The organism is Oryzobacter faecalis (assembly GCF_046764005.1).
Taxonomy (GTDB): domain Bacteria; phylum Actinomycetota; class Actinomycetes; order Actinomycetales; family Dermatophilaceae; genus Oryzobacter; species Oryzobacter faecalis.
Genome location: NZ_JBKOFW010000008.1, coordinates 58,012 through 71,237, shown reverse-complemented (window position 1 = coordinate 71,237; position 13,226 = coordinate 58,012). Strand labels below are relative to the sequence as shown.

The 13,226-nt window shown below is 75.9% G+C and carries 15 protein-coding genes; 9 read left to right on the top strand and 6 right to left on the bottom strand.

Going from position 1 to position 13,226, the window contains the following annotated elements:
* Positions 1-112 precede the first annotated feature (112 nt).
* A complete protein-coding gene (locus ACK8HX_RS14540) occupies positions 113-817 on the top strand; it encodes a hypothetical protein (RefSeq protein ID WP_411941440.1) in 705 nt (234 codons plus the stop codon).
* A gap of 16 nt (positions 818-833) precedes the next feature.
* On the opposite strand, the gene ACK8HX_RS14535 is transcribed toward ACK8HX_RS14540, so the two are convergent.
* Both ACK8HX_RS14535 and ACK8HX_RS14530 read right to left on the bottom strand, forming a co-directional pair.
* Entirely contained in the window at positions 834-1,376 is a 543-nt protein-coding gene (locus ACK8HX_RS14535) for an Rv3235 family protein (RefSeq protein ID WP_411941439.1), read from the bottom strand.
* On the bottom strand, positions 1,373-2,185 hold the full coding sequence (locus ACK8HX_RS14530) for a LysM peptidoglycan-binding domain-containing protein (RefSeq protein WP_411941438.1): 813 nt from the start codon (positions 2,183-2,185) through the stop codon (positions 1,373-1,375). The genes ACK8HX_RS14535 and ACK8HX_RS14530 overlap by 4 nt, the downstream gene beginning before the upstream one ends.
* A gap of 78 nt (positions 2,186-2,263) precedes the next feature.
* On the opposite strand from ACK8HX_RS14530, the gene ACK8HX_RS14525 reads away from it, so the two are divergent.
* Entirely contained in the window at positions 2,264-2,833 is a 570-nt protein-coding gene (locus ACK8HX_RS14525; RefSeq protein ID WP_411941437.1) for a hypothetical protein, read from the top strand.
* An 8-nt stretch (positions 2,834-2,841) separates the two neighbouring features.
* On the opposite strand, the gene ACK8HX_RS14520 is transcribed toward ACK8HX_RS14525, so the two are convergent.
* Positions 2,842-3,066, bottom strand: coding sequence for a helix-turn-helix domain-containing protein (locus ACK8HX_RS14520; protein ID WP_411941436.1), 225 nt, complete (start codon positions 3,064-3,066; stop codon positions 2,842-2,844).
* 101 nt (positions 3,067-3,167) lie between these two features.
* Between ACK8HX_RS14520 and ACK8HX_RS14515 the strand changes: the two genes are divergently transcribed.
* The 5 genes from ACK8HX_RS14515 (at position 3,168) to pruA (ending at position 8,999) form a co-directional block, all read left to right on the top strand.
* Entirely contained in the window at positions 3,168-3,839 is a 672-nt protein-coding gene (locus ACK8HX_RS14515; RefSeq protein ID WP_411941435.1) for a hypothetical protein, read from the top strand.
* Complete coding sequence (locus tag ACK8HX_RS14510; RefSeq protein ID WP_411941434.1) at positions 3,836-5,263, top strand: AAA family ATPase; 1,428 nt, start codon at positions 3,836-3,838, stop codon at positions 5,261-5,263. Before ACK8HX_RS14515 ends, ACK8HX_RS14510 begins: the two co-directional genes overlap by 4 nt.
* A 4-nt stretch (positions 5,264-5,267) precedes the next feature.
* Positions 5,268-6,707, top strand: coding sequence for a WS/DGAT/MGAT family O-acyltransferase (locus ACK8HX_RS14505; RefSeq protein WP_411941433.1), 1,440 nt, complete (start codon positions 5,268-5,270; stop codon positions 6,705-6,707).
* Between the two features lie 5 nt (positions 6,708-6,712).
* On the top strand, positions 6,713-7,144 hold the full coding sequence (locus ACK8HX_RS14500; protein ID WP_411941432.1) for a DUF6912 family protein: 432 nt from the start codon (positions 6,713-6,715) through the stop codon (positions 7,142-7,144).
* A gap of 226 nt (positions 7,145-7,370) precedes the next feature.
* Entirely contained in the window at positions 7,371-8,999 is a 1,629-nt protein-coding gene (gene pruA, locus ACK8HX_RS14495) for an L-glutamate gamma-semialdehyde dehydrogenase (protein WP_411941431.1), read from the top strand.
* A gap of 21 nt (positions 9,000-9,020) precedes the next feature.
* Here the strand turns inward: pruA and ACK8HX_RS14490 are convergent, their stop codons facing one another.
* From ACK8HX_RS14490 to ACK8HX_RS14480, 3 genes are read right to left on the bottom strand one after another with little or no spacing between them, the layout of a single operon-like run.
* Positions 9,021-9,515, bottom strand: coding sequence for a DUF2505 domain-containing protein (locus ACK8HX_RS14490; protein ID WP_411941430.1), 495 nt, complete (start codon positions 9,513-9,515; stop codon positions 9,021-9,023).
* 37 nt (positions 9,516-9,552) lie between these two features.
* Positions 9,553-10,074, bottom strand: coding sequence for a hypothetical protein (locus tag ACK8HX_RS14485; protein WP_411941429.1), 522 nt, complete (start codon positions 10,072-10,074; stop codon positions 9,553-9,555).
* Positions 10,071-10,367, bottom strand: coding sequence for a hypothetical protein (locus ACK8HX_RS14480; RefSeq protein ID WP_411941428.1), 297 nt, complete (start codon positions 10,365-10,367; stop codon positions 10,071-10,073). The genes ACK8HX_RS14485 and ACK8HX_RS14480 overlap by 4 nt, the downstream gene beginning before the upstream one ends.
* Before the next feature lie 93 nt (positions 10,368-10,460).
* Between ACK8HX_RS14480 and ACK8HX_RS14475 the strand changes: the two genes are divergently transcribed.
* Positions 10,461-11,675: a M20/M25/M40 family metallo-hydrolase gene (locus ACK8HX_RS14475; protein WP_411941427.1), complete on the top strand. Its 1,215-nt coding sequence runs from the start codon at positions 10,461-10,463 to the stop codon at positions 11,673-11,675.
* On the top strand, positions 11,665-13,086 hold the full coding sequence (locus ACK8HX_RS14470; protein ID WP_411941426.1) for an aminotransferase class I/II-fold pyridoxal phosphate-dependent enzyme: 1,422 nt from the start codon (positions 11,665-11,667) through the stop codon (positions 13,084-13,086). The genes ACK8HX_RS14475 and ACK8HX_RS14470 overlap by 11 nt, the downstream gene beginning before the upstream one ends.
* Positions 13,087-13,226: the final 140 nt, after the last annotated feature.

The window sequence follows — 13,226 nt, the reverse complement described above, 5'->3', positions numbered from 1 at the left end:
CCTCCCGAGGAGCCCCGCTGCGAAACCTCGCAGCGGGGCTCCCGTGCGTCCGGGCGAGGGGCTAGCGTGCGACCGGGGCCCGAGCCGTCGGGACCGGGGAGGGGACGGGAACGTGCGGGTGCCATCGGTCAGGACAGGGGTCGTCGCGGTGGTGGCGGGTGTCGTGCTCGTCGCGGGGTGCGGGTCGTCGGAGGGCGACGGTGGCGCGAGCAGTGCGGCGGGGAGCGCCTCTGCCAGCCCGTCGCCCAGCGAGTCCGAGAGCACGGCCGTCGAGGCGGTGACGGAGGAGGCGAGGAAGCGCGCGTCGTCCGCGACGAAGAAGGCGCTCCTGCCGACCGACGCCTTCGAGAAGATCGGCCTCGAGCAGGACATGGCGCCCAAGGAGGACACGTGGGACTGGTTCGAGAGCTGCCGCCCCTTCCTCGCCTCGGAGTCCCGACAGGTCACCGGCCACCACGGCCGGTGGAAGGGCGAGGGCGCCGTCGTCGACCAGACCGTGGTCGCCTACCCCGACGGGATCGCGGAGGACATCGTCGCGGAGGTCAAGAAGACCGTCACGTGCACCGAGTACTCCGCGGGTGACCAGCAGTACACGAAGGTCGCGACCGCCTCGCTGCCCGAGGGCATCGACGCCGACGCGTCACACGCCTGGTGCATGCACTCCTCGGAGGACTACGAGGTGTGCCACTCGGTCATCGCCCGGCAGGACCTCGTGAGCAGCATCTGGGTCATCGAGAGCACCAAGGGCGAGGCCCTCGACGCGCTCGGCGTCATGACCCAGCTCGCCGCGAAGCGGATCGCCGTGCAGGTGAGCTGACCTCGGCGCCGCCCGCTCAGCCGACCTGCAGGGCACTGACCCGCCACTTGCCGTCCTGGCCGACGAGCCGGACGGCGACCGCGCGCACCCTCCGCCCGTGCCGCACGACGACCGCCGCCTCGACGACGCCGTCGGCCGGCTCGCACACCCGGACGCTGTGGAGGAGGACGCGCTGGCGGCCCCGCGGGGCCCGCCCCTCGGCGACCCGCCGGGCCACCCGCGCGTGCCGCCGCGCGAGGACGGCGTAGACCTCCGGGGTGGTCCACCGCAGCACCTGCGTGGCCGGTCGGGCCCCCGTCATCACCTCCAGGAGCGCGAGGGTGATACGCCCCGCCCACTGCCGCGGTTCGGGGAGGTCGGCGCTCACCGTGCGCTGCGGGCCGAACAGCTGCTCGTCGGAGGACGCCGCGAAGTCGACGGCCAGCGCGTCCTGGATGTAGCCGTGCGTGCCCTCGATCGCCTCGCGCTGCCACCGCGCCCGCCGCAGCGCCTCGTCGAGCGGGACCGCCGGGGGCAGCGGCACACTGCGCGGGACGACGTGCAGGGTGCCGGCACTCACGACACCACCGCCTCGGGTGCCCGCAGGATCTGCCCCGGGAGCAGGAGGTCGGGGTTCTCCCCGACGACGTCGCGGTTGGCGGCGTGCCAGGCCGGCCACGCGGCCGCCACCTCGGCATCCGAGGGGTCGCCGCCGAGGTGCCGTGCCGCGATGGACCACAGCGTGTCGCCCCGCCGGACCACGACCTCGACCCGGTCACTGCCCGGGACCGCGGGGCGCGTGGGGGAGAGGGCGGTGAGGTCGGGCTGGGGCCGCACGAGCGGGGGCCCGGGCACCCAGCCCGGGTCGGGCGGCATCCCGTCGTCGGCCCCGCCGCCCATCCGTTCCAGCGCGGCGGCCCGGACGCCGGACGGCGCGGATGCCCAGCCGGGATCGGGCAGGGGCACCAAGGCCGGGTCGGGCCGCTCGAGGACGAGCAGCGACGACGAGGGCGCTGCTGCGACCGACGCCCCGGGCGCGACACCTGCCGCCACCGTGGCACCCAGGACCAGGCCGACGGCGCGGCGCACCACCGCCGGCGTCAGCCCGCGGGCCGCGCCGCCGGCCCAGTGGCCCACCCGCCCCGGGAGCGAGGCCACGAGCGCCAGCGCGACGCCCATCCCCAGCCACGCCAGGAGCAGGACAGCGACCCCTGCCGCCACCGCCGTGACCACCTCGGCGGCCGTGAGCGGCACCCCACGACCGGCCTGCCCTGCGACTTCCCAGGCGACCGTCCCCGTCATCCGGACGAGCAGCACCAGGACGCCGAGGACGACGATCGCCCTGAACACCGTTGGAGGGCGTTTGATGCGGTTTGCTGTCGTTTGCATGCCTATGACGGTAGACGCCGCCGCCGACAGGGGGCAACCGCGGGGCCCTAGGCTGTGGACAGATCGGAGGGGAGACCGATGCGGTGGGAGCGGCTGTTCGCCGACCTCGAGGCCCAGCTGGCCGCGGGGGAGCGGCGTGAGCTCGACGACGAGGTCGCCGAGCGCACGAGGCGCGAGCGCGCCCTCGTCACCCTCGACGCCCGCCTGGCCTCGGCGGTGGGCACGCCCGTCGTGCTCGGCTTGGTCGAGGGCGGGCCGGGAGGTGCGCGTCGCGTGCAGGGGGACCTCGCCGACCTCGGCGACGGCTGGGTGCTCCTGCGGGCGCCGGCGGGCCGCGACCTCCTCGTCCCGCTCGCCGCGGTCGCCACCGTCGGTGCGCTGGCGCCGTCAGCCGGGCCCGGGGCGCCGGCCGCGGCCCGCCGGTTCGGTCTCGGCCACGCCCTGCGCGCGCTCTCGCGCGACCGCGCCACCGTCGCGGTGCGGCTGCGCGGCGGCGGAGCGCCCCTCGTCGGGACGATCGACGCCGTCGGTGCCGACCACCTCGACCTGGCCGAGCACCCGGAGGGGATGCCGCGGCGGCGGGAGCACGTCACCACAACCACGACGGTCGCCACCGCCGCCCTGCTCGTCGTGGAGTCGCGGCGATGAGGGCCCGGTCAGTCGTCGTCGGGGCGGTCGCCGCGCGTCGTGACGAAGTCGCGGGTCTCGGCGTACAGGCGCTGGATGTAGCTCTCGAGCTCGGTCGTCTCGACGCGCCACTGGCCCCGGCCGCCGACCTTGATGGCGGGCAGGTCACCGCTGCGGACCAGTGCGTACGCCTGCGCCGCGGAGATGTCGAGGATCTCGGAGACCTCGGTCAGGGGGATGAAGCGCCGCGCCACGGGGCCAGTGTGCCATCCACAGGTCGGGCCTCCGCGGCGGTTGTCCACAGGGCGCGGCGCTCCGCAGGCGCGCCCCGCCGACGTGCTGCAGGATCGGCGCCATGACGGAGCTGCCCACCCCGACCGCCTCCAGGCTGCGCGCGCCGTCCTGGCGCGACTCGCGGCTCGTCGTGGGGGTGCTCCTCGTCCTGCTGTCCACGGTGCTCGGAGCGGTCGTCGTCGCGGGCGCCGACGACCGCGTCCCGGTCTGGGCCGCCAAGGGGCCGGTCGCCCCCGGACAGCGGCTCACCGAGGCCGAGCTCGTCCGCGTCGACGTCCTGCTCGGCGACGGCGCCGCCGCGTACCTCGCCGCCGACACCGCGCTGCCCGCCGACACCTGGGCCCTGCGCGAGCTGCGCCCCGGCGAGCTCGTGCCGGCCTCCGCGGTGGGCGGTCCCGAGCGGGTCGGCAGCCAGCAGGTCGCCCTCCTCGTCGACGCCACCTCGGCCGCCACCCTGGCCCGAGGGTCGGTCGTCGACGTCTACGTCAACCGGCCCGCGACGGGCACCACCGTCGGCACACCGACCTTCGAGGGGCCCGAGCGCGCCCTCGAGGCCGTCGCGGTCGTCCGCGTGGCCGGTGAGGACGCCGTCCTCGGTGGCGCCACCGAGACCAGGGCGGTCCACGTCATGGTCCCGCGCGGGGAGGTCCGCGACCTCGTCGCCGACGTCGATGCCGGAGCCCGCATCACGCTCGTCCCCGTCCCCGGCGGCGTCACGGCGGCCGGCTCGTGACGAGCGTCCTCACCGCGGTCACCCACCGCGCCGAGGCCGACTTCGTCCGGGTCCTCGAGGACGCCCGCGACCTCGTGCTGGTCCGGCGCTGCGCCGACCTCGCCGAGCTGCTCTCCGTCGGGGCCACGGGCGCGGCGCGGGTCGCCGTCGTCTCGCCCGACCTGCGGGGCCTCGACCGTGACGCCCTGCGCCACCTGGCCGGGCACGGTGTCCGGGTCGCGGGCCTGGTCCTGACCGGCGACGACGAGGGCGAGCGTCGGCTGCGGCAGCTCGGCGTCGCCACCATCCTGCGGCTCGACACCGGTCCCGACGAGGTCTCGGCCGCGCTCTCCGGGCTGGCCGGATCCACGACGAGCGGAGCGGGCCTCGCTGCGGCGCAGGCCGGTTCGCTCACTGCCGGTCATCAGGGCACCGTCCGCGACGGCGACCACCTCGCACGGGCCGACGGCGCCCCGGGGGCGTCGTCCGGCGGCAGCCGAGGGTCGATGCTGCCGGGTGACGCCGAGGTCGACCGGCCACCCGGCGTCGTCACCGTGGTGTGGGGACCCATCGGCGCCCCCGGCCGCACGACCGTCGCCACGACGCTCGCCGCGGTGCTGGCCGGCGCCGGGGTCCGCGCCCTCCTCGTCGACCTCGACACGTGGGGTGCCAGCGTCGCCCAGGTCCTCGGGCTCGTCGACGAGGCACCGGGAGTCGCCGCGGCAGCGCGCGCCTCCGAGCAGGGCGGGCTCGACGTCCTCGCGCTGGCCCGCCTCGCCCCCGAGGTCGTCCCCGGGCTGCGGGTGCTCACCGGCCTGCCGCGCGCCGATCGCTGGCCCGAGCTGCGGGCCGCCGCGGTCGAGGACGTCCTGCGCCTGGCGCGCCGGGTCGCCGACCACGTCGTCGTCGACGTCGGCTTCTGCCTCGAGGACGACGAGGAGCTCAGCTACGACACCCTGGCGCCGCGCCGCAACGCCGCGACCCTCGCCGCCCTCGAGGGCGCCGACCAGCTCGTCGTCGTCGGTGCTGCCGACCCCGTGGGTCTCCAGCGCCTCGTCCGCGGGGTGCAGGAGGTCGCCGTCGTGCCGTCGCCGCAGCCCACCGTCGTCGTCAACAAGGTCCGCCCGTCGGTGGCGGGGGCGAGGCCCGAGCGCGCGATCCGCGAGGTGCTCGGACGCTTCGCCGGGATGGACGGGGTGCGCTTCCTGCCGTGGGCACCGGACGAGTGCGACGCCGCGCTCCTCGCCGGCCGGACCCTGCCCGAGACGGCCCCGTCGTCCCCGCTCACCGCAGGGATCGTCCAGCTCGCCGCGGCCGTCGACCCGCGCGCATCGCCGGCGGCGCCGTCCCGGGCCGGGCGGCGTGGCCACGGGCGTCGGGGGAGGGCGAGACGAGGCTCACCCGTCGCCGCGGCCGGGCGTCACGGGCCCGGCGAGCCCGTCTGACACCATGGGTTCCGTGGCAGACCGGCTGAGCTCGCTCGACACGTCCTTCCTCCATCTCGAGGACGCGACGACGCCGATGCACGTCGGGTCCGTCATGGTCTTCGACGCCCCGACCGGCGGGTTCGACTACGAGAGCCTCGTCGCGCTCATCAGCGAGCGGATCGCCCACGTCCCCCGGTACCGGCAACGGATCAAGACCGTCCCCGGCGGGCTGGCCAACCCGGTCTGGGTCGACGACCGCAACTTCGACATCAGCTACCACGTACGGCGCAGCGCCCTCCCGCGCCCGGGCTCCGACGAGCAGCTCGAGGAGCTCGTCGCCCGCATCCAGCCGCGTCCCCTCGACCGCTCGCGCCCGATGTGGGAGGTCTACCTCGTCGAGGGCCTCGCCGAGGACCGCTTCGCCATCATCACCAAGACCCACCACAGCCTCGTCGACGGCATCAGCGCGGTCGACATCGGCAACGTCCTCGTCGACGGCAACCCCGCCGGGGCCGACGGCATCGCCACGACGTGGCGCGCCCGCCCCGAGCCGAGTGCGGTCGAGCTCGTCGTCGGCGCGCTCTCCGACGCCGTGCGCACCCCGAGCCAGGTCGTCGACACCGTGCAGAACGGCGTCGCCGACGTCAAGAAGACGATCGGCAAGGTGGCCTCCGTCGCCGGCGACGTCCTCTCCACGGTCGCCCGGGTCTCGGCGCGCCCGGCCCCCACCTCGCCGCTCAACGCCTCCGTGGGCCGCGCCCGCCGCTACGTCATGATCGGCACCGACCTCGACGACTACCGCACGATCCGCACGCGGCTGGGTCAGGGCTCGTTCGCCGACGAGGTCACCGTCAACGACGTGGTCCTGGCCACCGTCGCCGGGGCGTTCCGTTCCTGGCTGCTCACCCGCGGCGAGTCGGTCTACCCCGGGACCACGGTGCGTGCCATGGTCCCGGTCTCGGTCCACGACGGCGACGACGCCCCCACCGGCGCGCAGCTCACCGCCTGCTTCGTCGACCTCCCGGTCGGCGAGTCCAAGCCGTCGATGCGCCTGCACCAGATCGCCTTCGCGATGCGTCAGCAGATGGAGGGCGGGGCGCGCCGCGCCGTCGCCGCCGACACCCTGGCCGGGCTCGGCGGCTTCGCGCCCCCGACGATGCACGCCCTCGGCGCCCGGCTCGGCGGGATGGTGTCGCGGCGGCTCTACAACGTCGTCATCACCAACGTCCCCGGGCCGCAGACCCCGCTCTACGCCGCAGGGGCGCGGATGGTCTCGACCTACCCGGTCACACCGCTCGGCCGGGGACAGGCGCTCTCGATCGGGCTGACCTCCTACGACGGCGGGGTCTACTACGGCCTCTACGCCGACCGCGACGCGATGCCCGATGCCGACGTCCTCGGCCGCGGCGTCGTCGACGCCCTCGGCGAGCTGCTCGACGCCCCGCGCGTCGGGGCCCGGTGACTGCGGTGCCGCTGACCCGGGTCTACCTCGCCCTCACACCGGACGACCTCGACGACCTCGCCGCCGGGCGACCCGTCGGGCCCGCGCCGCGCCCGGCCCACGCCGTCACCGCGGCCGTCGGTCGCCCCGGGCTCGTCACCGACGAGGAGGAGCTCGAGCACGCCGCCTGGCTCGCCGCCGCCGACGAGGCCGTGCCGAACGCCCGGGCCGGTGGGCGCCGCCGCGTCATCGGGTCGGCCGACGTCGACGCCGCGACGGTCGTGCACGCGACCGCTCCCGACGTCCCCTCACGGGTGGAGGTCAGCGCCCCCCTCGAGCGGCGCCGGTTCGTCTCCTTCCACGTCGACGAGGAGGCCGGGGCCACCGACGCCGCCGACCTCCTCTGGTACGACGTCACCGAGCTCGACGACGTCCGCGCCCTCGTCGCCGGTCCCTGACGCGCGACCGCACGCACCCACCCGCTCCGCCCCACCCGCCCGCGTGGCCGCACCCCGCGAACCCCTCAACCCGCTGGATCGATCGGTCAAGGAGGTCGAGGAGCTCGCCCCGCGACGGGTGTCGGCGGTGTGCGGCCTCCCGGGTCCCGAGTTTGCGTGGCCCGGGCCGCGGGCGGGAGAGTGAGGGCGATCCCGACGTCGCGACCCGAGCGAGGAGCCCCACCCCATGGACGCTGTGACCCACGTCCCCACCCCGACCAACGAGACCGTCCTCGACTACGCGCCCGGCAGCCCGGAGCGCGCCGCCCTCGAGGTGGCCCTCGTCGAGCTCGGCAGCTCGACGCACGACCTGCCGCACACCATCGGCGGCCGTCGGGTCGCCGGCACGGGCGCGAAGATCGACGTGCGCCAGCCGCACGCTCACCGCAAGGTCCTCGGCACGACCCGCAACGCGACGAAGGCCGACGCTCAGGCAGCCGTCGACGCCGCCGTCGCCGCCGCCCCCGCGTGGCGCGACCTGTCCTTCGACGACCGCGCGGCCGTCCTCCTCAAGGCGGCAGACCTCCTCGCCGGGCCGTGGCGCGCGCGGCTCAACGCCGCGACCATGCTCGGCCAGAGCAAGACCGCCTACCAGGCCGAGATCGACGCCGCGTGCGAGCTCATCGACTTCTGGCGGTTCAACGTCCACTTCGCCCGCCAGATCATCGAGGAGCAGCCGCCGGCCAACTCCCGCGGCCTGTGGAACCGCAGCGACTACCGCTCCCTCGAGGGCTTCGTCTACGCCGTCACCCCGTTCAACTTCACCGCCATCGCGGGCAACCTGCCCACGGCCCCCGCCCTCATGGGAAACACCGTCGTGTGGAAGCCGTCGCCCACCCAGCAGCTCGCCGCCCAGCTGACGATGGAGCTGCTCGAGGAGGCCGGGATGCCGCCCGGCGTCATCAACCTCGTCGCGGGCGACGGCATCGCGGTGTCCGACGTCGTCCTGCGGCACCCCGAGTTCGCGGGCCTGCACTTCACCGGCTCGACCGCGACGTTCCAGCACCTCTGGCGCGAGATCGGCGCGAACCTCACGTCGTACCGGCACTACCCGCGCATCGTCGGGGAGACCGGGGGCAAGGACTTCGTCCTCGCCCACCCGAGCGCGGACGCGGACGTCCTGCGGACCGCCCTCATCCGTGGCGCCTTCGAGTACCAGGGACAGAAGTGCTCGGCGGCCTCGCGCGCGTACGTGCCGCGGTCACTGTGGAAGGCCATCAAGAAGGACCTCGTGGAGATCACGAACGGCCTCCCGGTCGGCGACGTCACCGACCTGTCGAACTTCATGGGCGCCGTCATCGACGACCGCGCCTTCGCCAAGCACCAGGCCGCCATCGACCGGGCGCAGGCCTCCACCACGCTCGACGTCGTCGCCGGGGGGACCTACGACGACTCGGTCGGGTACTTCGTGCGGCCCACCGTCGTCGAGAGCAGCGACGCGACCGACGCGATGTTCTCGACCGAGTACTTCGGCCCGATCCTCGTCGTCCACGTCTACCCCGACCGCCAGTACGACAAGGTGCTCGACCAGATGGAGTCGGTCGCCCCCTATGCGCTGACCGGTGCCGTCATCGCCCAGGACCGGGCGGTCATCGCCGACGCCCTGCACCGGCTCCGCTTCGCCGCGGGCAACGTCTACGTCAACGACAAGCCCACGGGCGCCGTCGTCGGCCAGCAGCCCTTCGGTGGTGGCCGGGCCTCGGGCACCAACGACAAGGCCGGCTCGGCGGCGAACCTCCTGCGCTGGACCTCGGTCCGCTCGATCAAGGAGAACTTCGTGCCGCCGACGTCCCACGCCTACCCCCACATGGGCTGACCCCTCGAGGGCGGGTCCGGGTCAGCGGGCGAGCCACTCCTTGAGCAGCGCGACCTCGATGTCGATGGCGGCGTTGATCGGGTCGGCCGCGGCCCGCTCGAGCTTGCCCCCGATGAGCGGGACGTTGGCCCTGAGGTCGGCGTCGAGCACCTCCGCGGTGCCGGCGCCGGCCGGCTCGAGCCGCAGCGTGCCCTTGATGGTCAGCGGGGCGCCCTTGACGTGGATGTCGACGACGGCCACCCGCGACCCGTCACCCGAGGGGCCGGACCAGTCGAGCACCTCGACGATCGTCAGGTGCTCGCCGACGAACGAGCGGGCGATGTCCGGGAGCCCGTCGGACGGCAGCTGCCGCTCGGTGCGGACGCGGTGGCCGGCCGCCGCGGGAGCCACGTCGACGGAGTAGCCCCCGCCCTCCGTCGTCGCCTCGCACTTGGCCTCCTGGAACGCCCGGTCCGTGCGCAGCGCGTGCACCTCGTCGACGGTCCCGCCCAGCTCCTCGCGCCTCGTCAGTCGCACCCTCGCGTCCTCTCGTGTCGTCGGTGCGGTGATCCTCTCACCCGCGACGCAGGCCGTGCGAGACGTCGGCGAGGGCGGCGGTCGAGTCGCGCAGCACCCCGAGGACGAAGTCGCGCCGCCGCGCGTGCTGGGCCGCGACGAGGTCGAGGTCTCCCTGGAGGGCGTCCCGGACCGCCTCGCGCTCGTGCTGCGCACCGGCGTCGGCCGTCCCGCTGACCCCCCACGCGAGGACCACCCGCCCGTCGCGGACGTCGAGCCCGGCAGCCGCGGCGTGCTCGCGAACCCCGCGCTCGCGGGCCACGAGATCGGCGAGGTCCGTGGACTGGTCCTGGAGGACGAGGGCCACCCGCTCGAGCTGGGTCGCGACGACGGCCGTCGCGGCGACCAGCCCGTCCCCCGACCGGCGCGTCGCCACGGAGGCGCGCCCCGTCCAGCCCTCGCCGAGGTCGTCGACCTCCCGGCCCAGCGAGGCCGACTCCGGGGCGAGCCGGTGCGCCACCTCGACCGCGGTCCGGGCGCACGCCGACAGGGAGGCCGCGTCGCCGGGGACGACGCTCACCGCCGGGCCTCTGCATCGTCGCCCGCAGCCGCCTCGACCACCCCGACGTGCGACACCCCTCCGCCGCGGAACCGGGTGAGCGTCGGGGCGAGCGCGTCGGCGGCCTCACCGACGGCCCGGAGGGTGTCGGCGACCTGGTCGAGCCAGTCGTCGAGGACGCGTTGGGCGAGCGGCTCCCCGGTGACGACGAGCGCGGCGAGGACGTCGTCCTCCGCCTCGCCGAGGACCTCGCGCAGGGCGTCGAGCCGCGTGAGGACGGCGGCGACGCGCGACGGGTCGGGCTCGATCGGCACCGTCCCACCCTAGTGAGGACCGTGGGTCCGGCAGCCGCGTCATCCACATCCCCAGGGCTCGTCGGGGCCCCACCTGCGAAGTAGGGTCGCGGCGTGGGCACCGACGAGCGACGCACCGCCACCGCCGGCGTGCGCCCCGGCGGCCTCGGCGCCGGCCTCGGCGACGCGGCGGTCGCGCTCACGGCCGAGCTCGTCGCCATCGACTCGGTCAACCCCGGCCTCGTCCCGGGGGCCCCGGGCGAGACCGCGGTCGTCGAGCACCTGGCCACCCGGCTCGCGGCGGCCGGCTTCGCCACCCACGTCGTCAGCCCGGACGGCCACCCCGACCGGCCCAGCCTCGTCGCACTCGGCCCCATGACGTCCTCGGGTCCGACGGTCGTCCTCACCGGGCACGTCGACACCGTCGGCACCGAGGGGATCCCCGGCGCCCTCACCCCGACCACCGACGGCGACCGGATGACCGGCCGCGGCACCTCCGACATGAAGGGCGGCATCGCCGCCATGGTCGTCGCCGCCGAGCGGCTGGCCGCGGTGGGTGTCCCGGGGCGGGTCGTCCTCGCCCTCGTCGCCGACGAGGAGGACGCGAGCCTGGGCACCGAGACCGTCCTCGCCGCCCTGCCCGGCCTGGGTGTCCGGCCCGACGTCGCGGTGGTCGGCGAGCCGACCTGGCTGGCGCAGACGGCCACCCTGCGCGGCTACGCCCTCGTGGAGGTGACCTTCCGGGGGCGGCCGGCCCACTCGTCGCAGCCCGAGCAGGGGGTCAACGCCGTCACGCACCTCGGGCGGTTCCTCTCCGCGGTCGAGGCGCACGACGCGCGGCTCCCGAAGCCCGGCGGCTCGCTCCTGGTCACCGTCGCGGCGGGCGGGGAGTCGCCCTTCGTCCTCGCCCGGTCGGCGCGGGCCGTCGTCGAGCGCCGCACCGTCCCGGGGGAGTCGGCCGCCGACGCCCTCGCCGAGGTCGAGGCGCTGGTCTCCGACCTCCGCGCCGCCGATCCCGGCATCTCCGCGGACGCGAGCCTGACGATGGCGCGCGAGGCGTGGCGCGTCGACGCCCACGGCCCGGCCCACACCCTCGGAGCCGCCCTCACCGAGGCCCTCGGCGACGACGCCCCGCCCGGGGCGTTCGACGCCCCGTACTGGATGGAGGCGCCGCTCTGGCAGGACGCCGGGATCCCCGCGCTCGTGTGCGGACCGGCCGGTGGGGGCCTCCACGCCGCCGACGAGTGGGTCGACCTCGGCCAGGTGCGCCGGTACGCCGAGGCGCTCGTCGCGGCGGTCTCGGTCTGGTCGCGCGGCCATGCCCACTGACCCGCGCCGGCTGCGCGGCGACGCCCCCCTCCTCGACGCCTGGCTGCGCTTCCAGGAGGAGGCGCCGACCCCCTTCACCATCCCCGGGCACAAGCAGCGCCGCGACCTGGTCGGTGACGTCGTCGCGGGCGACGTGCCGCTCTACGCCGGCCTCGACACGATGAAGCTGACGCGTGGCGTTCTCGACGAGGCCCAGGACCGCGCCGCGCGCCTGTGGGGCGCCGACCTCTGCCGGTTCTCCGTCGGCGGGTCGACCCACGGCAACCAGGCCCTCGCCCTCGCGGTCGGCCGACCGGGCGACCGGGTCGTCGTCGCGCGGACCCTGCACCGCTCGATGCTCCTCGGCCTCGTCCTCGCGGGCCTCCACCCGGTCTGGGTGCGACCCGAGGTCGACCCGGAGCACGGCCTCCCGCTCGGGGTCACCGCCGCCGCCCTCGAGGGCGCCCTCGCCTCGGCCCCCGACGCGCGGGCCGTCCTCGTCGGCGACCCGTCGTACGTCGGCACGGTCGGCGACGTCGGGGCGCTCGCGACCGTGGCGCACCGGCACGGGGTGCCCCTGGTGGTCGACGCCGCGTGGGGTGCCCACCTGGGCTTCCACCCCGCGCTCCCGCCGCACGCCCTCGCCGCCGGTGCCGACGCCCTCGTGACGAGCGCCCACAAGGCGCTCCCCGCGTGGTCGCAGGGCGCCCTCGTCCTCGCCCGGAGCCGGCGGATCAGCCGGGCGCGACTCGACGCGGGCGTCGAGGCCACCGCCACGACGAGCCCGTCGGGCGCCATCCTCGCGAGCATCGACGCCGCGCGCGCCCTGCTCCAGCGCGACGGCCGGGCCCTCCTCGACGAGGTCGTCACCGCGGTCGCGGCAGCCCGCCGGCGGCTGCGGCAGGTCGCGGGACTGGTCGTCCTCGACGGGCCGTCGGTCGACCCCACGCGGCTCGTCCTCGTCCTCCCCGGCACGGGGGCCGACGGCAACGCCGTCGAGTCCGACCTGCTCGCCGGCGGCATGCCCGTCGAGATGGCCGACCGCGACACCGTCGTCGCGATGGTGAGCCTCGCCGACACCCGCCGGACCGTCGAGGCGCTCACGCTCGCCCTCGTCGAGTCGGTCGAGCGGCAGCGCGGACCGGCCCGCCCGGTCGTCGCGTCGGGGGTGTGGTCGGTCGACCCGGTCACCGTGGTGCCGCCGCGCGAGGCCTTCTTCGCGACCCGTGAGAGCGTCCCGGTCGAACGGGCCGTGGGCCGGGTCAGCGCCGAGCTCGTCGCCCCCTACCCGCCGGGGATCCCGGTGCTCGCGCCGGGCGAGGAGGTGACCCTGGAGGCCGTCGACGCGCTGCGCGCCGCCCGTGCCGCCGGCAGCCGGATCGCCTACGCCGCCGACCCCACGGTCCGCACCCTCGACGTCGTCGCCGACTGACGACCGTGCAGGACGGCGGCAGCCCTGATTCCGTCTCGGGGACGAGACGCCCCCCGGCTCCCCGGCGGTCGCACCCCCCGCCCGGGTGGCTAGGCTCGGACGCGAGCACGAGGACGTGCTCCGCCGCACCTCGGTGACTC